28 protein-coding genes are annotated in these 23540 nt (G+C 60.8%); 2 read left to right on the plus strand and 26 right to left on the minus strand.

Features of this window, described 5'->3' with window-relative positions; genetic code table 11:
- Nucleotides 1-45: 45 nt before the first annotated feature.
- From MUN79_RS12115 to MUN79_RS12220, 23 genes are all read right to left on the minus strand, one after another.
- Complete coding sequence (locus MUN79_RS12115) at nt 46-633, minus strand: MaoC/PaaZ C-terminal domain-containing protein (RefSeq protein WP_244677884.1); 588 nt, start codon at nt 631-633, stop codon at nt 46-48.
- Entirely contained in the window at nt 567-2096 is a 1530-nt protein-coding gene (paaZ, locus tag MUN79_RS12120; protein WP_244677885.1) for a phenylacetic acid degradation bifunctional protein PaaZ, read from the minus strand. The genes MUN79_RS12115 and paaZ overlap by 67 nt, the downstream gene beginning before the upstream one ends.
- A 216-nt stretch (nt 2097-2312) precedes the next feature.
- Nucleotides 2313-2912 carry an acyltransferase gene (locus MUN79_RS12125; protein WP_244677886.1) on the minus strand — a complete coding sequence of 200 codons (600 nt, stop codon included), beginning with the start codon at nt 2910-2912 and terminating at the stop codon, nt 2313-2315.
- Nucleotides 2909-4114: a 3-oxoadipyl-CoA thiolase gene (gene pcaF / locus MUN79_RS12130; RefSeq protein ID WP_244677887.1), complete on the minus strand. Its 1206-nt coding sequence runs from the start codon at nt 4112-4114 to the stop codon at nt 2909-2911. The genes MUN79_RS12125 and pcaF overlap by 4 nt, the downstream gene beginning before the upstream one ends.
- Nucleotides 4115-4119: 5 nt before the next feature.
- Entirely contained in the window at nt 4120-4563 is a 444-nt protein-coding gene (paaI, locus tag MUN79_RS12135; RefSeq protein WP_244677888.1) for a hydroxyphenylacetyl-CoA thioesterase PaaI, read from the minus strand.
- Nucleotides 4541-5719, minus strand: coding sequence for a 3-hydroxyacyl-CoA dehydrogenase NAD-binding domain-containing protein (locus tag MUN79_RS12140; protein ID WP_244677889.1), 1179 nt, complete (start codon nt 5717-5719; stop codon nt 4541-4543). The genes paaI and MUN79_RS12140 overlap by 23 nt, the downstream gene beginning before the upstream one ends.
- Nucleotides 5720-5838: 119 nt before the next feature.
- Nucleotides 5839-6345 (minus strand): 1,2-phenylacetyl-CoA epoxidase subunit PaaD, encoded by a 507-nt coding sequence (gene paaD, locus MUN79_RS12145; protein ID WP_244677890.1) that lies wholly within the window; start codon nt 6343-6345, stop codon nt 5839-5841.
- On the minus strand, nt 6339-7142 hold the full coding sequence (gene paaC / locus MUN79_RS12150) for a 1,2-phenylacetyl-CoA epoxidase subunit PaaC (protein WP_244677891.1): 804 nt from the start codon (nt 7140-7142) through the stop codon (nt 6339-6341). Before paaC ends, paaD begins: the two co-directional genes overlap by 7 nt.
- Before the next feature lie 50 nt (nt 7143-7192).
- Nucleotides 7193-7480 (minus strand): 1,2-phenylacetyl-CoA epoxidase subunit PaaB, encoded by a 288-nt coding sequence (gene paaB, locus MUN79_RS12155; RefSeq protein ID WP_244677892.1) that lies wholly within the window; start codon nt 7478-7480, stop codon nt 7193-7195.
- Between the two features lie 165 nt (nt 7481-7645).
- Nucleotides 7646-8599 (minus strand): 1,2-phenylacetyl-CoA epoxidase subunit PaaA, encoded by a 954-nt coding sequence (gene paaA, locus MUN79_RS12160; protein ID WP_244677893.1) that lies wholly within the window; start codon nt 8597-8599, stop codon nt 7646-7648.
- 98 nt (nt 8600-8697) lie between these two features.
- Nucleotides 8698-9777, minus strand: coding sequence for a 1,2-phenylacetyl-CoA epoxidase subunit PaaE (paaE, locus tag MUN79_RS12165; protein WP_244677894.1), 1080 nt, complete (start codon nt 9775-9777; stop codon nt 8698-8700).
- A gap of 81 nt (nt 9778-9858) precedes the next feature.
- Nucleotides 9859-10440, minus strand: a complete 582-nt coding sequence (locus MUN79_RS12170; RefSeq protein WP_244677895.1) for a TetR/AcrR family transcriptional regulator — start codon at nt 10438-10440, stop codon at nt 9859-9861.
- Between the two features lie 90 nt (nt 10441-10530).
- A complete protein-coding gene (locus MUN79_RS12175) occupies nt 10531-11874 on the minus strand; it encodes a phenylacetate--CoA ligase family protein (RefSeq protein ID WP_244677896.1) in 1344 nt (447 codons plus the stop codon).
- A 203-nt stretch (nt 11875-12077) separates the two neighbouring features.
- Nucleotides 12078-12335 (minus strand): hypothetical protein, encoded by a 258-nt coding sequence (locus tag MUN79_RS12180; protein WP_244677897.1) that lies wholly within the window; start codon nt 12333-12335, stop codon nt 12078-12080.
- 50 nt (nt 12336-12385) lie between these two features.
- Nucleotides 12386-12868, minus strand: coding sequence for a YitT family protein (locus MUN79_RS30935; RefSeq protein WP_311136726.1), 483 nt, complete (start codon nt 12866-12868; stop codon nt 12386-12388).
- Between the two features lie 61 nt (nt 12869-12929).
- Nucleotides 12930-13283 carry a YitT family protein gene (locus MUN79_RS30940; RefSeq protein WP_311136727.1) on the minus strand — a complete coding sequence of 118 codons (354 nt, stop codon included), beginning with the start codon at nt 13281-13283 and terminating at the stop codon, nt 12930-12932.
- 79 nt (nt 13284-13362) lie between these two features.
- On the minus strand, nt 13363-13725 hold the full coding sequence (locus MUN79_RS30020; RefSeq protein ID WP_262923027.1) for a cation:proton antiporter domain-containing protein: 363 nt from the start codon (nt 13723-13725) through the stop codon (nt 13363-13365).
- Nucleotides 13710-14636, minus strand: a complete 927-nt coding sequence (locus tag MUN79_RS12195; protein WP_262923028.1) for a cation:proton antiporter domain-containing protein — start codon at nt 14634-14636, stop codon at nt 13710-13712. Before MUN79_RS12195 ends, MUN79_RS30020 begins: the two co-directional genes overlap by 16 nt.
- Nucleotides 14637-14756: 120 nt before the next feature.
- Nucleotides 14757-15212 carry a hypothetical protein gene (locus tag MUN79_RS12200; protein WP_244677898.1) on the minus strand — a complete coding sequence of 152 codons (456 nt, stop codon included), beginning with the start codon at nt 15210-15212 and terminating at the stop codon, nt 14757-14759.
- Nucleotides 15213-15334: 122 nt separating this feature from the next.
- Nucleotides 15335-15985, minus strand: coding sequence for a sensor histidine kinase (locus MUN79_RS12205; protein ID WP_244678322.1), 651 nt, complete (start codon nt 15983-15985; stop codon nt 15335-15337).
- Nucleotides 15895-16671 (minus strand): hypothetical protein, encoded by a 777-nt coding sequence (locus MUN79_RS12210; protein WP_244677899.1) that lies wholly within the window; start codon nt 16669-16671, stop codon nt 15895-15897. Before MUN79_RS12210 ends, MUN79_RS12205 begins: the two co-directional genes overlap by 91 nt.
- Nucleotides 16668-17066, minus strand: coding sequence for a winged helix-turn-helix domain-containing protein (locus tag MUN79_RS12215; protein ID WP_244677900.1), 399 nt, complete (start codon nt 17064-17066; stop codon nt 16668-16670). Before MUN79_RS12215 ends, MUN79_RS12210 begins: the two co-directional genes overlap by 4 nt.
- Entirely contained in the window at nt 17042-17362 is a 321-nt protein-coding gene (locus MUN79_RS12220) for a response regulator (protein ID WP_244677901.1), read from the minus strand. Before MUN79_RS12220 ends, MUN79_RS12215 begins: the two co-directional genes overlap by 25 nt.
- A 300-nt stretch (nt 17363-17662) precedes the next feature.
- Between MUN79_RS12220 and MUN79_RS12225 the strand changes: the two genes are divergently transcribed.
- Entirely contained in the window at nt 17663-18127 is a 465-nt protein-coding gene (locus MUN79_RS12225) for a MaoC family dehydratase (RefSeq protein ID WP_244677902.1), read from the plus strand.
- Between the two features lie 150 nt (nt 18128-18277).
- The gene (locus tag MUN79_RS12230; RefSeq protein WP_244677903.1) at nt 18278-19543 is read left to right on the plus strand and encodes a zinc dependent phospholipase C family protein; all 1266 of its coding nucleotides are present in this window, start codon (nt 18278-18280) and stop codon (nt 19541-19543) included.
- A gap of 140 nt (nt 19544-19683) precedes the next feature.
- On the opposite strand, the gene MUN79_RS12235 is transcribed toward MUN79_RS12230, so the two are convergent.
- The 3 genes from MUN79_RS12235 to MUN79_RS12245 all read right to left on the minus strand — a co-directional run bounded on the left by MUN79_RS12235 (nt 19684) and on the right by MUN79_RS12245 (nt 23481).
- Entirely contained in the window at nt 19684-21399 is a 1716-nt protein-coding gene (locus MUN79_RS12235) for a T9SS type A sorting domain-containing protein (RefSeq protein ID WP_244677904.1), read from the minus strand.
- Between the two features lie 114 nt (nt 21400-21513).
- Entirely contained in the window at nt 21514-21972 is a 459-nt protein-coding gene (locus MUN79_RS12240; RefSeq protein WP_244677905.1) for a hypothetical protein, read from the minus strand.
- A gap of 69 nt (nt 21973-22041) precedes the next feature.
- Nucleotides 22042-23481, minus strand: a complete 1440-nt coding sequence (locus MUN79_RS12245; RefSeq protein WP_244677906.1) for a TolC family protein — start codon at nt 23479-23481, stop codon at nt 22042-22044.
- Nucleotides 23482-23540 lie beyond the last annotated feature (59 nt).

Consider the following 23540-nt stretch of genomic DNA (forward strand, 5'->3'; position numbering starts at 1 on the left):
TAGAGCGGTAGAGATGCTTCGGCAAGCTCAGCATGACACTCAGTTTTACTCCTGGTTTTTCTTCTTCACCATGGTTAAAATGGTGGCTACGGCCACGGTTTCGCCGGTTTCGTCCGACACATCCACGAGCCAGCGCACGATGCCCTTGGCTACGTCCTCGGCGTCGCGCTTTTCCTGACCGATTTTCTCTTTCACGGTCAGCTTCACGCCAATGGTCATGCCTGGGTAGACGGGCTTAGTGAAGCGGCACTCGTCGAGTCCATAGTTGAGCAGTACCGGTCCTTTGCGTGGGTCTACAAACATGCCGGCGGCCTTGCTCAGGATGTAGTAGCCGTGCGCGACGCGGCCCGTAAAGAGCGTGCCTTCCAGGGAAGTAGCGTCGACGTGGGCGTAGAAATTGTCGCCCGACACCTGGGCAAAGCTGGTGATGTCGGCCTCCGTAACGGTGTGGCGGTGGGTCGTATACGTCTGCCCGATTTCCAACTCCTCGAAGTAGTGCTGGAAGGGGTGTTTGTCCTTTTCAATCTGCTTGGCCTTGGGCTGGTATACCTCCGTAATGGCCGTAATCATGGTGGGGGAGCCCTGAATAGCCACGCGCTGCATGAAGTGCTCCACCCCACGAATGCCGCCCATTTCCTGGCCGCCGCCGGCCCGGCCGGGGCCGCCGTGGATGAGCAGGGGCAGGGGGAGCCGTGCCCGGTGCTTTCCTTGGCTACTTCCTCATTGATAATCAAGATCCGGCCGTGGTGGGTGGCCGAGCCCAGCACAAACTCCTGGGCCGTGCGCGGGTCGTTGGTCGCCACTGAGCACACCAAGGAGCCTTTGCCCATGTTGGTGAGCGTAATGGCCTCGTCGATGTCCTTGTAAGGCATCAGGGTGCTCACCGGACCAAATGCCTCGATTTCGTGGGTGTCGGTGAACTTGAACGGCTCGGGGTTGAGCAGCAGGATGGGCGACATAAACGCGCCCACTTTGCAGTCGCCGCCAATCACCTGCACGTCGTCCAGGTTGCCATACACGATGGGCGTGTTCTGGGCCAGGTGCTCGACCCGCTCCCGCACACGCTGCATTTGCTCCCGGCCGGCCAACGCGCCCATCCGTACGCCTTCGGCCAATGGGTGCCCAATCGTCGTTTGCGCCAAGGCCTTGCCCAGGGCAATCTGCACGTCTTCCACCAGGTTTTCGGGCACGATGATGCGGCGGATGGCGGTGCACTTCTGGCCCGCCTTGGACGTCATTTCCTTGCGGACTTCCTTGATAAACAGGTCAAACTCCACGGTGCCCGGCACGGCGTCCTGGCCCAGCACGGCGGCGTTGAGCGAGTCGGCTTCCATCGTGAAAGGCACGGCTTCGGAAAGAATCCGCGGGTGACCTTTGAGCTTGCGGCCGGTTTCAGCTGAGCCCGTGAAAGTCACCACGTCCTGGTAGTTGACGTGGTCCAGGATGCCTTGGCCGGAGCCGACAACCAGCTGCAAAGCACCTTCGGGCAGTATTTTGGAGGCAATGATTTCGCGCACCACGGCCTCGGTGAGGTAGGCCGAAGGCACGGCGGGCTTCACAATGGCGGGCATACCGGCCAGCAGGTTTACCGCAATTTTTTCCAGCATGCCCCAGATGGGGAAATTGTAGGCGTTGATGTGGACCGCCACGCCTTCCTTGGGCACCAGGATGTGGTGGCCCATGAAGTTGCCGGCCTTCGACAGCGCAATGGGCTCCGACTCGACGTAAAATGGCTTATCGGGAAACTTGCGGCGCAGGGAGGCATTGGCAAACAGGTTGCCAATACCGCCTTCGATGTCAATCCAGGAGTCGGCGCGGGTGGCCCCGCTGCGGTAGCTCAGGGTGTAGAAGTCCTCCTTCTTGCTGTCGAGGTGCAGGGCCAGGGCCTTGAGCATGCGGCCCCGCTCGTGGAAGGTCATCTTGCGCAGGGCTTTGTTACCGGTGTGGCGGGCGTAGTCAAACATGCCCGCGTAGTCGAGGCCTTCGCCGTTGGCAATGGCAATGACTTCGCCGGTGGAGGCGTCGTAGAGCTCGTGCTGCTCGCCCGAGCCGGCCGTCCAGCGGCCCAGCACGTAGTTTTCGAGGGTGGGAGTCATGGGTATATTGGGAGGAAAGGAAGAGTAGAAAGGATGTATCAGAACGTAATCAAATGAACGTCATGTCGAGCCTAGCAAGGCATTTCGCGTGCTGACGTTTTTAAACTAACCGTCATGCTGAACGCAGTCGAAGCATCTCTACTGCCACAGTAACCTAATTACCATTGCACGCGAGATGTCTCCCTTCGCTCGACATGACGTGCTGGTGGTGGCAAGCTAAGAGTCTGCTTTGCGCTCAGCCCAGGTCTGGTAGCTGGCCTGCTGCAGCGCGCGGTCGGCGGGGACTTCACGCAGGGGCGCGCAGGCCTGCAAAGTGGCGTGCAAATCGGCGGGGAGCTGCATGTAAACATGCGTGCCTTCGGTTTTCCACTGCAGCATTTCGTCGCTGACCTGCCGGATAATTTTGTGCGGATTGCCGACCACCAGGCTACGGGGCGGAATCACCTCGTCGGCCTTAATGAAGCTCAGGGCCCCGATGATGCACTCGTCGCCGATGTCGACCCGGTCCATGAGCACGGCGTTCATGCCGACCAGCACGTTGCGGCCCACGGTGGCGCCGTGGATGATGGCGCCGTGGCCGATGTGGGCCATTTCCTTGAGCCGGGTGGTAGTGCCGGGAAACATGTGGACGGTGCAGTTTTCCTGCACGTTGCAGTTGTCTTCGATGATGATCTGGCCCCAGTCGCCGCGAATGGCCGCGCCGGGCCCGATGTAGACGTTGCGGCCGATGATGACATTGCCCGTCACGGCCGCCTGCGGATGCACGAAGGCCGACTCGTGCACAACCGGAACAATGCCGTTGAACGAGTAGATCATACCTTTTCGATGATGGCCGCGTAGCCCTGGCCCACGCCCACGCACATGGTCACGAGGGCGTAGCGCTTGTTTTGCTTGTGCAGCTCCAGGGCGGCCGTGTTCAGGATGCGCGCTCCGCTCATGCCCAGCGGATGGCCCAGGGAAATAGCGCCGCCGTTGGGGTTAATGCGCGGGTCGTTGCCTTCCAGGCCCAAGCCCCGCACGCAGGCCAGCGTCTGGGCGGCAAACGCTTCGTTGAATTCAATCAGGTCTATCTGGTCCAGCGTCAGGGCCGCTTTTTTCAGGGCCAGCTGCGACGCCGGCACCGGACCGATGCCCATGGTGCGGGGCTCCACGCCAGCTACGCCCATGGAAACCAGTCGGGCCCGGGGCGTGAGGTTGTGCTGCTTCAGGCCATCCTCAGAAGCCAGCAGCAGAGCCGCCGCGCCGTCATTCAGACCAGAGGAATTGCCGGCTGTAACCGAGCCGTTCTTACGAAACGCAGGGCGCAGCTTGGCCAGCACGTCCAGGGTCGTTTCCGATTTGATGAACTCGTCTTTAGCAAACAGCAGCGGCTCGCCCTTGCGCTGAGGAATGGGCACGCCCACGATTTCTTCGGCGAAGCGGCCCGAGTCCCGGGCCCGGCCAGCCCGCTGGTGCGACTCGTAGGCAAACTGGTCCTGGTCTTCGCGGCTGATGTGGTACTGATCCACCAGGTTTTCGGCCGTTTCGCCCATGACGTCGATGCCGTACATAGCCTCCAGCTTCTCGTTGACAAAGCGCCACCCGAAGCTGGAATCGTACATTTTGGAGTCGGTACCGAAGGCCTTGCTGGGCTTGGACATGACGTAGGGCGCCCGGGTCATACTTTCCACGCCGCCGGAAATGAACAGGTCCCCGTCGCCGCTCTGAATGGCGCGGGCCGCGGCAATGCTGGCAGACAAGCCCGAGGCGCAGAGGCGGTTCACGGTTTCGCCGGGTACGGAAGTGGGCAGGCCAGCCAGCAGCAGGGCCATACGGGCCACGTTGCGGTTATCTTCCCCGGCCTGGTTGGCGCAGCCCAATATCACGTCGGCTATGCTGGCCGGGTCTACGCCGGGGTTACGTTTCAAGAGCTCCTGAATGACCAAAGCCGCCATGTCATCGGGGCGGATAGAGGAGAGGCTGCCGCCAAAGTTGCCGATGGGCGTACGGATTCCGTCCACTAAATAAGCCTGCTTCATATTGGTTATTCGCTGTCTAAAATCTGGTTGCTGGTGCGGTAGGCTGTGCCTTTGAACAAGGCCAGCAGCGTACCGTGCTGGTTGGTTAGGCGAATGTTATAGACGCCGACTTTGTGCTTGAGGCCTTCTTCCCGGGCTTCCACGGTAATAACGTCGCCGAGCTTGCCAGCTTCGAGATAGTCGATGGTGACGGTAAGGCCCACGCTCTGGCGGCCGTGGCTGTTGCAGGCGAAGGCAAACGCCGAATCAGCCGCCGAAAACGTGACGCCGCCGTGCAGGGCCGCAAAGCCGTTGAGCATGTCGGGGCGCACGGTGAAGTGCAGGCGGCAGTAGCCGGGCCCTACTTCGTCTACTTCCAAGCCGAGCAGCTTGCTGAAAGCATCGTTTTGGAGCATACGCTCCTTCACGGCTTCGGCCAGTTCGGTGCTAGCGGCTAAGGGCTGACTCATGCTGGAAAAACGTCTGGTTCTGGCGCACCATGCGGCGCAGCAAAGCGCTGGCGCGGTACCGGTCCTCGTGGTATTCGGCGTAGAGCTCGTCGAGCGTTTTGAGCACGTTTTCTAAGCCTAGTTCATCGGCCCAGGCGAGCAGACCTTTGGGGTAATTTACACCCTTGGTCATGGCCAGCTCCAGGTCTTCTTTGGAAGCGACGTTAAAGGCCAGCGCGTCCACGGCCTCGTTGATAAGCATGGCCAGCACCCGGTTTACGATGCTGCGGCCCAGGGTTTCGTCGCGGTTAGGCTCGGGCTGCACGGCACCTTCGGCGTAATTGTAGAAGCCCCGGCCTGACTTGCGACCGTAGTAGCCGGCCTCGAACAGACGCTTCTGGGTGAAAGACGGCTTGAAGCGCGGGTCGAAGAAAAAGGCGGTGAACACCGACTCCGTGACGCGGTAATTCACGTCGTGGCCGATGAAATCCATGAGGGTAAACGGGCCCATGCGGAAGCCACCCAGCTCAGTCAGAGCCCAGTCGATAGTAGACATGTCGGCAATACCTTCCTCCAGAATGCGGATAGCCTCGCCGTAGAAGGGCCGGGCCACGCGGTTGACGATAAAGCCCGGCGTGTCCTTGGTCAACACCGGCAGCTTGCCCCAGCTTTGTACCAAATCCCGCACTTCTTCGGCTAATCCTTCACGGGTTTGCACGGCCGGAATGACTTCCACCAACTGCATAACTGGGGCGGGGTTGAAGAAGTGGATGCCGATAAACCGCTCGGGCTTCTGGCAGGCAGCGGCAATGGAGGCAATGGACAGGGAAGACGTGTTAGAAGCCAGGATACAGGTGTCGGGTACCAGCATTTCCACTTCCCGGAACAGCTGCTGCTTTACGGCCAGGTCTTCCACAATGGCTTCGAGCACCAATTCGCAGTCGTTGAAGGCGTCAATGTCTTGGGTCAGGTGCAGGCGGCTGAAGATGTCGGCGGAAGTTTCGGCGGTCAACTTGCCCTTTTCGGTCAGTTTATCCAGGCTGCCTTGAATCGAGTTACCGGCGCGGTCGAGGGCCTGGCGGTTCTGGTCGAGCAGGCGCACCATGTGGCCGGCGGTGGCTACCACCTGCGCAATTCCCGCGCCCATGGCGCCGCTGCCGATAATTCCGATGATCATGTCTAGAGGTGAGATGGTGAAATGGTGAACTAGTGAGTTTGATGTTCTGGTGGCGCAGTTCGGCGCAGATGGCGCAAATAGAACGACAACTCACCATCTCACCACCTCACTATCTCACCTTAAGCGTGGCATTTGAAGTAATCAAAGGGCTCGTGGCAGTCGTCGCACTGGTAGTGGGCTTTGCAGGCCGTAGAGCCGAACTGGCTGATGAGGTGGGTGTGCTCAGACTTGCAGAGCGGGCAGCGCACGGCCGTGTCTTTGCCAAAGAGGTTGAGCATGTGGCCGGTGGCGGTGCCATCCACGGGCGGAGCTATGCCGTAGGCTTCGAGCTTTTCGCGACCGGCCTGGCTCATCCAGTCGGTGGTCCAGGCGGGGCTGAGCTGGTTGTGAATAGTCACCTGGGTGATGCCCTCAGCCAGCAGCCGCAGCCGAATTTCGGTGGCAATGGTGTTCATGGCCGGGCAGCCGGAGTACGTCGGCGTGATGCTGACCGTGACCTGCTGGCCTTGCACCTGCACGCCGCGCACGATGCCCAGGTCCAGAATGCTGAGCACGGGCACCTCGGGGTCCGACACTTCTTCCAGCAGCTGCCAGATGCGTTCCTCGGTGGGCGCGGTGCTTACCATTGCAGGCCGGGGTAGGTGCGTTGCATGTACTGCAGCTCGGCTAGAATATAGCCCAGGTGCTCGGTGTGGCGGCCTTCCTTGCCGCCGGTCATCATGAACACGCCCTGGGGCACGGGCACGGTGGCTTCCTGGAACACGTGCTCCAGGTGGGCTTCCATGGCGGGCAGCAGGGCGGCGTAATCGGGAATGATGCCGGCGGCCTGCAATGCCTGCTCGGTGGTGGTGGCCTTGGTCAGCTCGCCCGAGTAGCGCCAGAGGGTATCCAGTGCTTTTTCGAGGCGCTTGCGGCTTTCCTCCGTACCGTCGCCCAGGCGAATCATCCACTCCGAACTCCACTTCAGGTGGTAGGCGGCTTCTTTCACGGCCTTTTCGGCAATGGCGGCCAGGCGCTCATCGGGGCTGTTTTTCAGCTCCCGCAGGAAGTGGTAGTGGAAGTTGTCGAACAGGAACTGTCGGGTGACGGTGTCGCCGAAGTCGCCATTGGGCTGCTCCACCAGCAGCGGGTTTTTGTACTCCACAGCTAGGCGCAGAAAGGCCAAATCGTCCTCGGTTCGGCCCTGGCCTCCCAGTTCGGCGGCGTACTGGTAGAGGCTGCGGGTTTCGCCCAGCAGGTCGAGGGCAATGTTGGCCATGGCCAGATCCTGCTCCAGCACAGGGCCGTGCCCGCACCATTCCGAGAGGCGGTGGCCCAAAATCAGGCTGGTATCGGCCAGCTGCAGCACGTACTGAAACAGCTGCTGCCGCAGTTCGGGCGAGTACGAGTTCAGGGCGGCGGTTTCGGAAGGGGCAACTTGCATAGCGGGCGGAGGGTTAAGACGGGAAAGGTCGGCGCAGCGAGGCCGACAGCTTACATGTGCTTGATGGAGTCCGGGACCTGGTAGAAGGTCGGGTGCCGGTACACTTTGTCGTTGGCCGGGTCGTAGAAGGCCTCGGCGTCGTCGGGGTTGGAGGCGTGCACGTGCTTGCTTTCCACGACCCAGATGCTGATGCCTTCGAGGCGGCGGGTGTACACGTCGCGGGCGTTCTGGATGGCCATGGTAGCGTCGGCGGCGTGTAGGCTGCCCACGTGCTTATGGTCGAGGCCCTGCTTGCTGCGGATGAAAACTTCCCACAGCGGCCATTCGGATTGGTTCATTGTGCTTGGTGCGCCTCACCCCTAGCCCCTCTCCGAAAAGGAGAGGGGAACTAGCTCTAGCAAGCTAAGCTAGAAACTAGTTTTAGTTCGGGGCAGGCTCAATTTTAGAGTTAAAACTAAAAGCTAGTTCCCCTCTCTTGCGAAGAGGGGCAAGGGGTGAGGCGACTACGCGGCTTGGGTTGCGGCGCGCTCGGCGCGTTTCTTGGCGTGAGCCAGGGCGGCTTCGCGCACCCAGGCGCCTTCCTCGTGGGCTTTTACCCGGGCCCCGAGGCGGTCCTTGTTGCACATGCCGTTGCCTTTCACCACGTTCCAGAATTCCTCCCAGTTCACGTCGCCGAAGTCGTAGCCTTTCTTGGTTTCATTCCACTTCAGCTCGGGGTCGGGCACGGTGAGGCCCAGGAACTCAGCCTGGGGCACCATCATGTCCACAAATTTCTGACGCAGCTCGTCGTTGGTGAAGCGCTTAATGCGCCACTTCATGCTTTGCTCGGTGTTGGGCGAGTCAGCGTCTTTGGGGCCGAACATCATCAGCGTGGGCCACCACCAGCGGTTTAGGGCTTCCTGGGCCATGGCCTTCTGCTCGGGCGCGCCTTCGCACAGGGTCTGCATGATTTCGAAGCCCTGGCGCTGGTGGAAGCTTTCTTCCTTGCATACGCGCACCATGGCGCGGGCGTAGGGGCCATACGACGTGCGGCACAGCGGCACCTGGTTTAGAATGGCGGCACCATCTACGAGCCAGCCCACGGTGCCCATATCGGCCCAGGAGAGGGTGGGGTAGTTGAAAATGCTGGAATACTTGGCTTTACCCGAGTGCAGGTCAGCCAGCATCTGGTCGCGGGAGGCGCCCAGGGTTTCGGCGGCCGAGTAGAGGTAGAGGCCGTGGCCTGCTTCGTCCTGCACTTTGCTCAGCAGAATGGACTTGCGCTTCAGCGAAGGGGCGCGGGTAATCCAGTTGCCTTCCGGCAGCATGCCGACCAGCTCGGAGTGCGCGTGCTGGGAAATTTGCCGGATCAGCGTCTTGCGGTACGCATCGGGCATCCAGTCCTTGGGCTCAATACGAACGTCCGCGTCAATGCGGGCCTGAAACTGCTCTTCGAGGTTGATTTCTACCGTTTCCATGCGCTTTCAACAAAGTTTAACTAACATTCGTTAGTTAAAAGTAAGAAAAATATCGGGTTTAGGTAATTCTGTGTGCTGGGAGGGCGACGAATGAAAGTCTACTGATCGAAATCCACCTTGACTTTTTCCGAGGTAGGGCGGGCCTGGCAGGAAAGGACGTAACCTTTAGCTACTTCGGTGTCGGAGAGGGAGTAGTTGACGTCCATTTCCACCTGGCCTTCCACCACCCGGCAGCGGCAGGTGCTGCACATGCCGTTTTTGCAGGAGTAGGGTGCGTCCACGCCGGTTTCGAGCAGGGCGTCGAGGATGGTGTTGCCGTAGTACGACATTTCCAGGATGCGGGTGTTACCGTCGAGCTGCACGGTGACCTGGCTGTGCTTGTCGTCTTCACCGGCGGGGCGCACTTTGGCCGGGCCGGCCTGGGTTTTGCCGCCGCCCGCGGTGCCGAACATTTCGAAGTGAATCTTCTCGGGGGCCACGCCGGCGCTGGTTAGGGCGGCTTTTACGCCCAGAATCATTTCCTCGGGGCCGCAGATAAAGCACTCGTCAATCTGGGCGGCAGGCAGGATTTTCTGCAGGAACAGCTCGGTTTTGGGCTGGTCGATGCGGCCGAAGAGCAGGTCAGTGTCGCCCTGTTCCCGGCTCAGGATGTGGTACACGCTCAGGCGCTTGAGGAACTTGTTCTTAAGCGCCTCAATGCCTTCCTTGAAGATGATGGAGTTGCGGCCCCGGTTGCCGTAAATGAGCGTGACGCGGCTCTGGGGCTCGGTCAGCAGCACGGTTTTGATGATGCTGAAGACGGGCGTAATGCCGCTGCCGGCGGCAAACATGACGTAGTGCTTGGCTTGCTCGGGGTGGAGCTCGGTATAGAAGTGGCCGGCGGGCGGCATTACGTCCAGCTCTTCGCCGACCTTGAACGTATCCACGGCCGAGGAGGAAAACCGGCCTTCGGGCACTTTCTTAATGGCCACCTGCCACTCGTTTTCCAGCGGACTGCTACAAATCGAGTAGGAGCGGCGCAGCTCTTCGCCGTTGTGCTCCCGCCGGAAGGTCAGGTACTGGCCCTGGGTGAAGCGGAAGGTGTCGCGCAGGTCCTCGGGCACGTCCAACGATACCACCACGCTGTCGGGCGTTTCCTTTTCGATGCGCTTGATGCGGACTTTATGAAATCGACTCATTCGATGTTTAGTTGTTCGTAGTCAGGTTTTGATAGTAGTCCTGGCTGATAAAAAGCAAAACCACCATCCAGAAACCAGCACTTATTTGGCCAAGCCGTTGAGCAGGATGGTCATGATGTTTTCTTCCAGCTCCTCGGCCGAAATGCCCCGACCGGGACGGTACCAGAGCTCCACCCAGCGCACAGCCGAGAGAATCGTGAACAAGGCCACCGACACGTTCATGGGCTGAAACTCGCCGGCGGCTATACCTTGCTCAATGAGCTCGGCAAAACCTTTTTCGTAAGCTTTGCGGGCTTCCTTGAATTGCTGCAGCTTGTCGTCGCTGAGGTACTTCCAGTCGTTGTTGGCCACGGATACGGCCGCTCCGTCCTCAATCATCAGCCGCACATGGAGCTGAATCAGGGCCTTGAGCTTGTCGACGTAAGACACCGGCAGCTGCTCAATCTCTCGCAGCTGGGAGATATAGGTGTTTGAAACGTGAAAGCAGATGCTTTCCAGAATATCGTCCTTGGAGCTGATGTGGTTATACATGCTGGCCGCTTCCATGCCCACCTGGGAGCCCAGGTCGCGCATGGAGGTACCGCTAAAGCCCTTGGCTTTGAAGAGCTTGGCGGCTTCTTCCAGAATTACCTGCCGTTTGTTGGTTTTAACTTTTTTAGCCATTCAGCTTACAGAAAATAAGGCGTGCTAGAAAGGGCGGGCGGGGTTGGGTGGGTAAAGCTAGAAGAAGCGCAGCATTTGTACGGAATGAATTTAGGCCAGATTGCGCAGGTCCCGCACCTTGCTGAGCTTGCCGCCCTCACTGCGCGGCAGCTCCCCGAAGCCCAGCAGCTGTACTTGCATACTGAGGCCAATGTTGTCCTTGATTTTCTTAGCCAGAGAGCCTTGCAGCGTCCGCAGGCACTCATGCTGCTCCAGAGCCGCCGTACTTACCGTACTCAGCTCCAGGCTGCGCATAAGCTCTGGGCTGATTTCCACGCTAACGGCCACCTCATCCAGGCTGCCGCAGCGGGAGGCCACCACCTGGTAAAACGGACTCACGTGCTCCAGTTCCTGCAGAATAGCCTCGACCTGGGTGGGAAAGAAGTTGACGCCGCGGATAATGAGCATATCGTCGGCCCGGCCGCGAATGGGACCCATTTTCACGTGGGTGCGGCTCCGCGACTCGCCGTAGTAGATATTGGTAATGTCGTTGGTCCAGTAGCGCAGAATGGGCATGGCCTTCTTAGTGAGCGTCGTAAACACCAGCACGCCCAACTCGCCCTCGGCCACCGGCTCCCCGGTATCCTTGTCGACAACCTCGGGAAAGAAATGGTCTTCCCAGATGTAGCTGCCCGTGCCCCGCTCCGTCACGTCCTCCTGCGACACGCCCGGCCCCATGATTTCGCTCAGGCCATAAATGTTCGTAGCCTGCACCCGCAGGCCGGTTTCGACCTGTTGGCGGATGGTTTCCGTCCAGGGCTCGGCCCCGAGGGCGGCATATTGCAGGTTGAGGGCGTCGAGCGGAATGCCGCGGCGCTGCATTTCCTCGGCCAATACCTGGGCGTAGGAAGGCGTGGCGCACAGAATTTCGGGTTGGAAGTCTTGCAGCAACTGCAGCTGTCGGTCGGTGCCGCCGCCCGACACGGGAATTACGGTGAGGCCCAGCTTTTCGGCCCCGTAGTGAATGCCCAGGCCGCCCGTAAACAGGCCGTAGCCGTAGGCATTCTGCAGCTTCATGCCCGGCCGGCAACCCGCCGCGGCCAGGGAGCGGGCCACTACCTCGGCAAAAATGCTCAGGTCTTCGGCGGTGTAGCCTACCACCGTGGCCTTGCCGGTAGTACCGCTGGAGCAGTGCAGGCGGGCCACTTCGGGCTGGGGCACGGCAAACAGACCGAAGGGGTAATTGTCGCGAAAGTCGGTTTTGCGGGTAAAGCCCAGCTTAGTGATATCCGCTAGGCCTTTAAAGGAAGACGGGTGGATGCCCAAGGCCTCCAGCTTCGCCTTGTAGAAAGGCACCCGGTGGTACACGTACTCTACCTGCTGCCGAAGCCGGGCATTCTGCAGCTCCCGCAATTGGGCCAGTGGCATCCGTTCTATTTCCGGTTGGAAAAGCATAGGCAGCAGGGTGGAAGTGAGAAAAGGGCTACTAAAAGTAGACGGGTTTACTTACATAAACAAACGTTTGTTAGTTTTTGGCTGATTGTAGATTACAATTCGTGCTATAGCCTGCTCCGGCTAGGCTTTGGCAAGAAAAAAAGCCCGCGCCGCTTTCTGGTGCGGCACGGGCTCGACGGAGTTGCTCAACGTGGTGCCAGGACTTATGCCAGCATATCTTGCGGCAGGTTGATCAGGGCCAGATAGGGGTAGAGGCCGGCCTGCTCGGTGAAAGGCCGCAGGAAAGCCACGCTGGTGGAAGGCAGCTGCCGCCATACCTCACAGTAGTAGCCAGCCTCCAGGAAGTACAGGTCGACGATAAAAGAGCCGACCGGGCGGGTAACCATGAAGATGCCCCAGGTTTTGACGTAGGCCTGCTGCTCGGCGGCAGACAGCGTCTGGAAGGTGGAATAGGCTAGCATACTCCCAGGTTACTGCCGCCCGAATGAAGCCGGCGTGAAGCCCCTGGCGACTAGTGAAACGGCCGTTTCTTAACCATGCCGCCTTCCGCGTCGTCGATGCTGTGCTGAATCACGAAGGCCTGCGGGTCGATGCGGCGCACTTCGGTGCGTAGCTGGGGCAGCTCCAGGCGGGTTACCACGGTAAAGACGATGTCCATGTCGAGGTCCCGGTCGCCGCGCTTGCCAAAGCCGCGCTTGCCCTGGTAAAGTGTCACGCCCCGGCCCAGGTTGGTAGTAATGGCCTCCCGGATAGCTTCGCTGCGGGCCGAAATAATAGTGACGCCCGTGTACTGCTCGATGCCGTTGAGCAGGAAATCCAGGGTTTTGGAGGCCGCCACGTAAGTCAGAATAGAATACAGGGCCGTTTGGACGCCCAGCACAAAGGCCGCCACGCCGAAAATGAACACGTTCAAGACCAGAATCACGTCGCTGACCTTCAGCAGGGGCGTGTGCTTATTAATAAGCAAGGCCGCTACCTCGGTCCCATCGAGCACGGCCCGCCCCGCATAGCCAGCCCGATACCGGCCCCGATGAACATACCCCCGAATACGGAAGTCAGCAGCAGGTCCTTGGTAACGTCGGGTAGGGCACCACGGCCAGGGCCAACGACAAGCCGGCAATGGCAGCGGCGCTTTTCAGGGCAAACCCGAGTCCAATCTGCCGGTAGCCCAGAATAACGAACGGCAGGTTGATGATGAGCAGTAGCCAGGACAAGGGGATGCCCAGGGCGGCCGATATCAGCATGGAAATGCCCGTAACGCCGCCGTCGATGAAGTGACTGGACAACAAAAAGCCTTTCAGGCCCATGCCGGCGCACAGAATTCCGAGAATAATCAGCCCGGTACTTTTTATGCGTTGGAAAAAGTTGCCCATTTCAGCGGCGGGAGCAGGAGGAGTACTAGAGGACATGGGAGAGGACAAGCGTTGGCGCAATTGGCGCAAAACTATGAGTTGGGGAATAAGCATGCTCGGACGAAAGAAGTAAACGTTAATCCGCTTCGGCAGGCTGGCTCAGCTCGGCCGTTATGGTACGGCCGTGGCGACGGTCCAGCCAATTCATGACCGGAGTTGCCAGAATGCCGTGCAGGCTGATGGACACCAGCATGGTGAAGCCCAGAATGGACCAAAGCTGCCGGGCCTCGGGGAAATCGGCCTTGGTGAGGGCAAAAGCCAGGTAGAAGATAGAGCCGATGCCCCGGATTCCGAAAAAGGAAATGATGACGCGCTCGGCCAGCGTAACGCGCGACGAGCGGGCCAACGTGAGCAGTCCGCCCAGGGGCCGAATTACCAGCAGCAGCAACAGGCCCAGCGCGGCGCCGGTCCAGGTAAGCTCACTCAGCAGCCCGCGCATGATGGCGCCCCGAACAGGATCAGAATTATCACGATGAAAAGGCGCTCCAGCTGGTCGGTGAAGGCGTGCATCTGCTTGTGGTACTCGTGGCGCCGCTCCCGGCCCCGCAGCGTGACGGCGGCTAGAAACACGGCCAGAAAGCCGTAGCCGTGCGCCAGCTCAGTAAGGCCGTAAGTAATCAGCGTGACGGCCAGCGCCACAAAGCCGTACGCCCCAGTCTTGATGCTGATGCGCTTGGGCAGGCTGAAAATAAGGTAGGCCAGCAGCTTGCCCGACACGATGCCGAATACCAGGGCCGCTACGGTGCGGTACACCACGTCCTGCCACAGCCAATGGCCAAGCCGTTCGGGCAGAGAGCCGGCTGCGGCGGGCAGCAAGGCTATGGCCAGGTAGACGAAAGGAAACGCCAGCCCGTCGTTGAGGCCGGCCTCGCCGGTCAGGGCAAAGCGCACGTTGTCTTCTCGCCCTTCGCCCGGGTCGCCCACTTGCACGTCGCCGGCCAGCACCGGGTCGGTGGGGGCCAGAGCCGCCGCCAGCAGCACGGCACTGGCCAAGGGCAGGCCCACCAGCGCCCAGCCCGCCAGCGTGAGGCCGGCAATGGTGAGCACCATGAGCACGAGCACCAGCAGCAGGGGCGTACGCCAGGTTCGCAGGGAAAAAGACCGGTCAATCTTGAGTCCCGTGCCGGTGAGGGCCACAATGACGCACAGCTCGGAAATGTGGGTTACGAACTCCTGGTGCTGAAACGGGTCGGTGGGCAGGTCCAGGGGCAAAGCATAGATGGCCATACCCAGGCCCAAATACAGAATGGGGTACGACAGCGGGTATTTTTCCAGCAGGGAAGGCAGCCAGGCGACGCCCAGAATAGCCACCCCAGAATAACCAGCGTGGTAGTGTAGAGAGGCATACAAGGGAAAAAAGCAGTCGGGCCCGGGCAGCCGGCCACACCTTGTGCGGCAAACTGCCAGGGCCTGGCTAGAGATGGATACAACGACTACCGCCGCCGAATAAGCGGAAGCGTCTAAGCCGGATCAGTAAAGCAGAAAGAAAAGTGGGCCAGGGAGTTGTACGCGCGGCGCAGGGCTCCGGTCAAATTCGCGGGTGGAGTATGCCTTAGGGGCGTTGGGCGAAACCGACGTGCGCAGCCAGGCCCGGAGCAGGGGCGAAACGGCAGAAGCGCTCGGCTCTGCGGCTGCCCCTGGCGTTATATTCCAGCTCCGAACTGCCCCGGAAAAACCAATCGTAGGCAGCAGGGCCAGATCAGGCGGTACTGAGCGAAACAGCCCGAGGTGAGGCGGCGCGCTGGCCTCCTGGTGCAGCAGGTCGGCCTGGGCCGGCTGGGCGTGGTGCGTAATAGTCGGACTGCCGGGCCGGACCACCGCTGCCCGTGGCGTGGTAGCCCAGGCCGAACCAACTCCCAGCCATACCAGCAGTACGAGCAGCAGAATTGCCCGCAGGCGGGACGCTATGGAAATCGGGCTAGGCAAAAAAGTCAGGGACAGCGGCAGGGAAGATGCTGCTAGTAGTAACGAAGTTCCTGCTGTGGAGTTGACTTTGGGCGAAGCAAAGACCTGGGCGGCGGGCTGGCAGCCTGCTTACTGAGTCGGCGCTAGGCCACTTCGCCCGGCTGCTTGGTAGTAGGCAGCCAGACGGTAAAAGTAGTGCCCTGCTCGTTGGAAGCCACCTGCAGGCGAAAGGCGTGAAACTGCGCAATGGTGCGCACCAGGGCCAGGCCCAGGCCGTAGCCTTCGGTCGTATGGACATTGGAAGCACGCCGGAACCGCTCAAACAGGTGGGGCAGGTGCTCGGCCGGAATCGGCCGGCCGGTGTTGAAGAGTTGCACCATATAGGGCTGGCCAACTGGCTGCTGCCCCGAAATGCGGATGTGGCCACCAGTGTGGTTGTACTTCACCGCGTTGCTGAGCAGGTTGTAGAAAAAGGTAAACAGCAGACTGGCGTTGGCCGCCACAATGGTCGGCTCGCCTTCCAGAGCCCAGTCTAGGGTCAGGTTTTCGTCGGCAATCCGGTCTTCCAGCTCGGCCGCTACTTCCTGCAGCACCTGGCGCACGGCCACCGTGTCGTTGCGGGCGTACTGCTCGTTTTCGATGCGCGAAATCATCAGCAGGGTGCGCAGCGTGGCCGTGAGGCGGTGCAGGGTGCGTTGCGAGGTTACAATCTGCTGCTCGGCTTCTTCGGGCAGGTTTTCGGCCTGCAGCATGTTTTCGAAGCGGTTTTGCAGAATGCTGACCGGCGTGAGCAACTCGTGGGAGGCATTGGCAATAAAGGCGCGCTCCTGCTCAAACACGAGCCGGATTTTCTGCAGCATCCGCCGGATGGTAGCATCCAGGTATTTGAAGTCGGAAGTGGTGGTTTGCAGCGGCGGCAGGGGCGTGGGCATGGGCCCTGCACGGCCCGCAGCCGCTCCACTATCTGGTCCACGGGCCGCAGCAGGTAGCGGATTACGCCCAGCTCAATGAATAAAGTAGTCAGCACGGCGAAGGCCAGGGCGTAAGCGGCCAGGGAGCGTAGCAGGGCGTAGACGTCTTCCACCGAGGCTATGCTCTTCCCGATTTCCACTGTATAGGCCTGCCCGTCCCGCTCGAAGGTGTGGCGCAGTACCCGGAAATCGACCAGCTCGCCGTGCTGCTGCCGCGGCAGCGTGGCCACGGTGTCGGGTGGGGCCGCGGTAGCGCGCCGCAGGTCAATGAACTCGTCCTGCAGCAGGTCGTAGTGCACCTTCTGGTTGGGCGAAGGATCCGTCAGAAAGCTCGAAATGCCGATTTGCTCGATGCGGTACATCACCCGCTGCTGCTCGCTGCGCAGGGAGTCGTCGGTGTGGCGCAGGGCCAGGGTTTCCACAATCCAGGGCAGGGCCAACAGCAGCACCGCCGCCATTAGGGCCTTCGACAGGGTTGTGAGCAGAACGAGCTTTTGCTGGAGCTTCACACTTCCTGGGTCGGTTTGAAGCGGTAGCCGATGCCGCGCACCGTCTCTACCCAGTCGCGGGTGTCGAAAGCGCCCAGCTTCTTGCGGATATTCTTCACGTGCACATCAATGAAGTTCGAGTCGTGGTCGTCCCGGTCACTGATCATGTTGCCCCAGATATGCTCGCTGAGCTGCATGCGCGTGAGCACCCGGCCGCGGTGCAGCAGCAGGTAGTGCAGCAAATCGAACTCACGGCGGGTGAGCACCACTTCGGTGCCGTCGTGCCGCACCGACCGCTCGCTCAGGTTCATCACGAAGCCGCCGAAGGTGAGCGTGTCCTGGGTCACGCCGTGCTTGCGGCGGGTAATGGCCTGCATCCGGGAGCCCAGCTCTAGCAGGGAATAGGGCTTGGGCAAGTAGTCGTCGGCCCCCAGCTGCAGCCCACTAACGCGGTCATCGACTGAGCCCGGGCGCTAAGAATAATGATGGAGGCCTGCAGGTTGTGCTGCTTGCGGGCTTCGGCCAGCAGCTGCAGTCCGTCGCGGTCGGGCAGGCCCAGGTCCAGCAGCACGAAGTCGTACTCGTTCACATAGAGCTTTTCCGAGGCCTCGGCCCCGGTGCGGGCAAAGTCGCAGTGGTAGCGCTCGTGCTGCAGAAACAGGGCCAGCTCCTGGGCCAGGGCATTGTCGTCTTCAACAATCAGGACGTTCATAAGAAAGCAGAAAGCAGGGCAGATGGGGTGGAAGGGCGCAACCTGCGGCCCGGGAAGCGCGAAGATTGGCAAACAAGCTAAAAAATACGGGAGAACTACGCAGCTTCCCTAAAAGTAGGCCGCCCGGGCTGAATCCAGACGGGGCGTCTAAACAGTGGGCCAAACTTGCGAAGCTGGCAGTGAAGAGAGAATGAAGGGCGTTAATTCGCCCCGGGCCCGGATTTCCTCGTAAAGGCGTCCGACCGCCGCAAGCCGGCCAAGAGCCTTACTTTAGCGGCCCATATCACCAAACCCCACCGCATGAGCACGGTCATTATTAATAGCCTCCAGGAGCTGCAGCAGTACGAAGGTCAGGAGCTGGGCGTATCCGAGTACCACACCATTTCGCAGGAGCAAATCAACCAGTTTGCCGCTGCCACCCTCGATTTTCAGTGGATTCATACCGACGCCGCCCGGGCCCAGGCCGAGTCGCCCTTCGGGGCTACCATTGCCCACGGCTACCTCACGGTGGCCTTGCTGCCCTACCTCTGGACCCAGATTGCGCGGATTGAGAACCTGAAAATGCAGGTTAACTACGAAATCGAGAGCCTGCGCTTCAACCAGCCCGTGACGGTCGGCAGTGCGGTGCGGCTGCGGGCTAAACTTCTGGGCGTGAAAGATCTTCGGGGTATTGCCAAGGCTCGTATCGAGGTGACGATGGAAGTGCAGGACGCCAAAAAGCCAGCCTACAGCGGCATCATTACCTTTCTGTACCACTTTCTATAGGCCCGCGGCCCGGCGCGGTGCGCTGGGCCAAACGCCCAGCCGGCCCAGGCGTTTGGCTACCTGGTCGGGCTACAACTCCGGTTGAGCTTTCGCGTACATTCAACGCTTCCCACCTGGGCATCGTAGTCCCGCGCGGCAGCCTCCTATTGCATGTTCAAATGGATACTTTGCGGCATCTGGGCTTTGTTGCTCGCGCCGCTTTCCGCCTCCGGCTATTCGGTGCTTACTCACCAGGCCAATATCGACTCGACCTGGAAGCGGTGCCTGGCCCCGCTGCTACAGCTGCGCTACCCCGGCGCCACCGAGGAGCAACTGCTCGAAGCCAAGTCCTACGCCTACGGCGGCTCCATTATTCAGGACATGGGCTTTTATCCCTTCGGCTCGGCGCTGTTTACCAACCTGACCCACTACGTGCGCTCGGGCGACTTCGTGCGCATCCTGCTCGACGAGGCCAAGGACCGCAATGAGTACGCCTTTGCTTTGGGCGCCCTGGGCCACTATGCCGCCGACATCAGCGGGCACCCCGAGGGCACCAACAAGGCCATGCCCCTAGTGTATCCGGAGCTGGGCAAAAAGTTTGGCAACAACATCACCTACGTGGAAGCGCCCAAGCAGCACACCCAGCTGGAGTTTGCCTTCGACGTGGTGCAGGTGGCCGCCGGGCGCTACCGCACCAGCGACTACCAGCGCTACGTGGGCTTTCAGGTAAGCAAGCGGGTGCTGGAAGTGGCGTTCAAGAAAACCTACGGCCTGGAGCTGGGCAAAGTCATCTTCAACGTGGATCTGAGCATCGGCTCCTTCCGCTTCGCCGTGCGCCAGCTGATTCCGGTGGCCAGCCGCGCGGCCTGGCAGTCCCAGAAAAAGAAGATTCGGGAGCTAAGCCCTCGGGCCCGGCGCCGCGAGTATGTGTACACGGAAAGTGAGCGGAAATTCCGCAAGCAGTACGGCACGGCCTACGAGCACCCCGGCACCGGGGCCCGTATTCTGTCTTATTTTGTGCGGGTACTGCCCAAGATCGGGCCGCTGGCACCGTTTGCGTTCCGGCCCCCCACGCCCCAGGCCCAGGAGCTGTTCAAGGCCAGCTTTCAGCAGGTAATAAAAAATTACTGCGCCATGGTGGAGCAAGAGCCCAAAGACACCGTGGCCGCCGCCCCGCGCTTGGCCAATGCCGACTTCGACACCGGCCACCAAACCAAAGCCGGCGAGTATGCCCTGGCCGATGAAACCTACGGCGAGTGGGTGCGGGAGCTGGCCAAGGCCAAATTCGACGGAATCAGCAGCGCGCAGAAGCAGAATATTCTGACTTTCTACGGCACGACTCCCAAGGAGCCAAAAGACGAGGACGAGAAGGAAGCCGACAAGCGCAAGGAAACCCAGGAGGCCCTGCAGCAGCTGCGCGCCACGGAGGTTAAATAGGCTGTTGGGCCAGTACTCAAAAAGACGACCCGAGTAGCCAGCGTTGCTACCCGGGTCGTCTTTTTTGAGTACTTAAATTACCACTACGGTGCCCCGGGCTACCAGCTTAGCGGCTCAAGTAGGCGCGAGGAGTAACGGCTTTATTCGACTGCCAGCGGGCAAGTGGCATACTGACTACCGGCCACCAAGCACAGGGTATAAAAACCGGGGGCCAAGCCCTGCAAGGCAACTTCCTGGCGCAAACGACCAGTCACGGAGTGAACCTGGTACGTCCGGACGGGACGGCCCAAAGCGTCGGTGATGGTAAGCGTAGCCGGAGCAGCCGCAGGCAGGGCTGGCATCTCAACCAACGCGGTACCGTGGGCCGGGTTGGGGTAAAGGCTTAGACCCGTCAGCCGGGCCAGGCTGTGGTTGGCAGCGGGCACGTCGTCGGTAAGGGAGGCCAGGAATCCTACGAAGTTGCCGGGCTGCCTGGGAATAGAAACCGGGCCGAAAGGCGCAGCGGGCGTGGCTATACCGGCCGTATACACGGTGGTGCCTTGCACGGCTAGTCCAAGCGCTACATCGCTGCCAGTACCGCCCGCGCGCTGCGCCCAACGGAAGCTGGATTGGTTGCCCTCATCCTGAAGCCGTGCCACAAATACGTCGCTGCTGTCATTGGCCGGCGCGGCCTTCACCAGAGTCGTAGATCCGAAAGTAACCGTGGGGCTGCTAAAGGAGCCGGCCAGGTATACCCGGGACCCGTTTACGGCCACTTTTATCACCTCCTCGTTGCCGGTGCCGCCCGCTTGCCGGGTCCAGTCGAAGCGGCTGGTCGTGCCCAGGTCCTGAACCTTGCTGACGAAGGCGTCGTTGCTGCCCGCGTTGGTTAGGGTAGTAGCACCGAAAACAGCACTGGGACTGAAGAAGCCACCGGCCACATAGACGCTCGACCCGCTCAAGGCCAGCGTACGGGCATAGTCGAAGCCATCGCCGCCGGCCTGCTGGGCCCATACAAAGCGGGCACTGGTACCCTCATCCACGAGCTTGGCCACCAGCACGTCGGGCGAGCCCGTGTTAGTAGGACTAGTGAGGGTAAGGTCGCCCAGCGTTGCCACCGGGGTTTGAAACTGACCCGCCACATACACGTTAGATCCATTCACGGCTACGGCCTGTCCGTAGTCGCCACCGGGGCCGCCACCCTTTACAGTCCATACAAAGCTGCCCGCATCGGTGAGCTTGGCTACAAACAAATCGGAAGTGAAGCCGCCACCGGTGTTGGCAAGCGTCGTAGCGCCGAAATCAGCCGTTACACCGGAAAAATAGCCGCTGATAAACACATTGGTGCCATCGGTGGCAATAGATACAGCACTGTCGTCGTACTGGCTGCCCGCGCGCCGCGCCCACACAAAGTTGCCGGTATCGGTGAGCTTGCTGACAAACACGTCGCCCATGCCCGCGCTGACCAGGGTAGTGTTACCGAAGTCGGCATTCTGGCCGGTAAATCCGCCGGTGATGTACACGCCAGCGCCTTGCACAGCTATACCAAATGCGGTGGAGCCTCCCGTGGACTTGGCCCACTCAAAGCGTTGGCTGGTACTATTCCATTTGGCAACAAAGACGTGGGTGCGCTGCTCCGGGTTGGTAAGCGTAGTCGCACCAAGCTGAACGGTGCCGGTAAAGTCACCTAAGAGATAGACATTGCCGCTGGCATCGGTGGCAATGGCAGTTACGCTGGACCGGTTACCGGCTGAGGTACCGAGCGCAACAGCCGTCTGCCAGCTGGGAGTCTGGGCTTGGACCGCTGATGCCGAGCCGTAAAGTGCAAAGGTTGCTACTACGTAGCGTACGTAGCGGGCTAAAGTAAAATGTGGCATAGAGCCGGCAAATAGCTATTGAAATGACTACCCACGGCACTTCGCGTTCCGGATGGGAAGGCTAAAAGTACTGCTTTGCTTACGGCTTGGGCGTACGCTGACTTCTTTTAATTACTATATAGGTGGCCCGACTATAGGTAGCCGTGGGCCGGGGCTAGTTGAGCAGCCACTGCATAGCCGGGCCCTCGTCCCGAATAGCCGCAGCTGATAGGGGCGCTCGGCGGCTAAGCCATACGTCAGGTACTCCCGCTGCTGGGCGTCCGAGTCGTAGATGGCCAGGCGGGCCGGGGAGCAGAGCACGGCAACGCGTAGCGGCGACGGCGCCAAACGGGCGCTAGCCAGCGGGTAAAAGGTATAATTGGTCCACTGGGCCAGCTCGGGATTGAGCTGGTCGCGGCGGCGCACGTCCAACAGCCAGCGGGTTACGCCGTGCTGCTCGGCTTTTTGGAGCACGGCTTCGAAATCGGCCTGCAGCTGGGGCACGGGAGCATCGCCCGGCCAGCGCCCGATGAGTAGGTGCAGATCGGGTCGGTAGGTGATGCTACAGGAAACGGGTAGCTCGGAGGCAGACATGGGTGCGGAAAACCGGACGCTAGCCGGCGGGGAGAAGCTACCCAATATACAGAAGCTGCCGGAGTCCTGCTACTGGCCCTGCTGCTGTACCAGGCCGCTGCTCAGGCGGCGCAGCACAATTTCGGCCTGCTTGGCCTGGAACCGAATGTCGAGCAGGCGTACTTCGGCGTCGAGCTGGGTGCGCTGGGCTTCGCGCAAAGCCAGGGGCGTGAGCAGGCCCAGGCGGTAGCGTTCCAGGGCAATAGCCACGTTTTCGCGGGCCAGCAGAATGTTGGCTTCCTCCAGTTCCAGCAGCTGCAGGCGGTTCTGGTACTGGGCATAGGCCTGCTCGGCTTCGGCTTCCAGGCTCAGCTGCGTCTGGCTGAGCTGCAGCTGGCTCTGTTCTTCGACCACGCGGGCATTCTGCTCCAGGCGGTTGCGGTTGAAGCCGTCGAAGATGGGCACTGAGGCCACCACGCCGTAGTTCAGGCCGTAGTTGCGGCTGGTGTTGGTCACGAGCTGGGTGCCAAAAAAGGCGGCACCGTTCACGTTGCGGGTCAGGCCGTAGCCCGAAGTCAGCCCAATCTGGGGAAAGCGGGAGGCGCGCACCAGTTTCCGGTCGTAGGTGGCTACTTCGATGTTGGTGCGGGCCTGCTGCAGGCGGGGGTTGTTTTGCTGAATGGCCTGGGCCACCGCGTCGCGGTCCAGGTTGCGGGCCACCACAATGGAGTCGGCGGGCTGGAAGTTGAGCCGGGCCGAGCGGCCCAGCAGGTTGTTGAGGTTGATTTTGGCCGTAGCCAAAGCTTCCTGCTGCTGAATCAGGGCCGATTGGTCGGCATTGAAGTCCACGCGGGCCGTGAGTACTTCTACCTTGGCACTCACGCCCACGTCCACGCGGGCCTGGGTCAGGTCGATGCGGGCCTGACCAATTTTAAGAGCTTCCTCAATGGACTTAATCTTGCCCGACTCGCGTACCACGGCAAAGTAGGCGCTGGTAATGTCGGCCACGGTTTCTTCCAAGGTGGCCCGGGTCAGCAGCTGCTGGCTTTGATTCAGGGCCTTGAGCCGGTCGTAGGCAATGAACATTCCGAACCCGTCGAATATCGTCCAGGTAGCCGCCACGTTGGCATTGAGCTGGTTCGACAGGGCGTTGCTGGCCGTGCTGGGCTCGGGCCGGCTCGACGACTCCTGGCGCACGTTGTTGCGGTTGAAGTTGCGGGTCAGGTTGCCGTTCACCGTGGGCAGCTGGCCGGCGTTGCCGCGGGTCACGTTGTTTTCGGCAATCTGCTCGTCGGTGCGGGCCAGGCGGATGTTGTAGTTGTTTTCCAGACCGATGCGAATAGCTTCGGCCAGGGTCAGGGCCGGAGCCGGCGCTACTGTGGCGGGCTTTTCCGTCTGGGGCTTGGCACCGGGCTGCACCGGCTCCCGGGCAGGCGTGGCAGGCTGCTGGGCCAGCAAGGGCAGGGGCAAGGCCAGCAGGAAAAACGCGGCTAGGGGTGAAAAGCAGGAAAGGCGAGCGGGAAACTGCATTCGGGAGGAAATAATAGGACGAGCAGCCGGCCTTTACTAGAAAGCAAAGGCTGGCTGCT

Source organism: Hymenobacter cellulosilyticus (assembly GCF_022919215.1).
GTDB classification, from domain to species: domain Bacteria; phylum Bacteroidota; class Bacteroidia; order Cytophagales; family Hymenobacteraceae; genus Hymenobacter; species Hymenobacter cellulosilyticus.

Coding starts and splice junctions, on each gene's coding strand:
- MUN79_RS12245 (WP_244677906.1), bottom strand. CDS start 23,481: ATGCAGTTTCCCGCTCGCCTTTCCTGCTTTTCACCCCTAGCCGCGTTT.
- MUN79_RS12115 (WP_244677884.1), bottom strand. CDS start 633: ATGGGCGGCATTCGTGGGGTGGAGCACTTCATGCAGCGCGTGGCTATT.
- MUN79_RS12180 (WP_244677897.1), bottom strand. CDS start 12,335: ATGCTAGCCTATTCCACCTTCCAGACGCTGTCTGCCGCCGAGCAGCAG.
- MUN79_RS12235 (WP_244677904.1), bottom strand. CDS start 21,399: ATGCCACATTTTACTTTAGCCCGCTACGTACGCTACGTAGTAGCAACC.
- MUN79_RS30020 (WP_262923027.1), bottom strand. CDS start 13,725: ATGCGCGGGCTGCTGAGTGAGCTTACCTGGACCGGCGCCGCGCTGGGC.
- paaZ (WP_244677885.1), bottom strand. CDS start 2,096: ATGACTCCCACCCTCGAAAACTACGTGCTGGGCCGCTGGACGGCCGGC.
- MUN79_RS12225 (WP_244677902.1), top strand. CDS start 17,663: ATGAGCACGGTCATTATTAATAGCCTCCAGGAGCTGCAGCAGTACGAA.
- paaI (WP_244677888.1), bottom strand. CDS start 4,563: ATGAGTCAGCCCTTAGCCGCTAGCACCGAACTGGCCGAAGCCGTGAAG.
- MUN79_RS12240 (WP_244677905.1), bottom strand. CDS start 21,972: ATGTCTGCCTCCGAGCTACCCGTTTCCTGTAGCATCACCTACCGACCC.
- MUN79_RS12170 (WP_244677895.1), bottom strand. CDS start 10,440: ATGGCTAAAAAAGTTAAAACCAACAAACGGCAGGTAATTCTGGAAGAA.
- paaA (WP_244677893.1), bottom strand. CDS start 8,599: ATGGAAACGGTAGAAATCAACCTCGAAGAGCAGTTTCAGGCCCGCATT.
- paaB (WP_244677892.1), bottom strand. CDS start 7,480: ATGAACCAATCCGAATGGCCGCTGTGGGAAGTTTTCATCCGCAGCAAG.
- MUN79_RS12175 (WP_244677896.1), bottom strand. CDS start 11,874: ATGCTTTTCCAACCGGAAATAGAACGGATGCCACTGGCCCAATTGCGG.
- MUN79_RS12140 (WP_244677889.1), bottom strand. CDS start 5,719: ATGATCATCGGAATTATCGGCAGCGGCGCCATGGGCGCGGGAATTGCG.
- paaD (WP_244677890.1), bottom strand. CDS start 6,345: ATGGTAAGCACCGCGCCCACCGAGGAACGCATCTGGCAGCTGCTGGAA.
- pcaF (WP_244677887.1), bottom strand. CDS start 4,114: ATGAAGCAGGCTTATTTAGTGGACGGAATCCGTACGCCCATCGGCAAC.
- MUN79_RS12125 (WP_244677886.1), bottom strand. CDS start 2,912: ATGATCTACTCGTTCAACGGCATTGTTCCGGTTGTGCACGAGTCGGCC.
- MUN79_RS12230 (WP_244677903.1), top strand. CDS start 18,278: ATGTTCAAATGGATACTTTGCGGCATCTGGGCTTTGTTGCTCGCGCCG.
- paaC (WP_244677891.1), bottom strand. CDS start 7,142: ATGCAAGTTGCCCCTTCCGAAACCGCCGCCCTGAACTCGTACTCGCCC.
- MUN79_RS30940 (WP_311136727.1), bottom strand. CDS start 13,283: ATGTCCTCTAGTACTCCTCCTGCTCCCGCCGCTGAAATGGGCAACTTT.
- paaE (WP_244677894.1), bottom strand. CDS start 9,777: ATGAGTCGATTTCATAAAGTCCGCATCAAGCGCATCGAAAAGGAAACG.
- MUN79_RS12220 (WP_244677901.1), bottom strand. CDS start 17,362: ATGAACGTCCTGATTGTTGAAGACGACAATGCCCTGGCCCAGGAGCTG.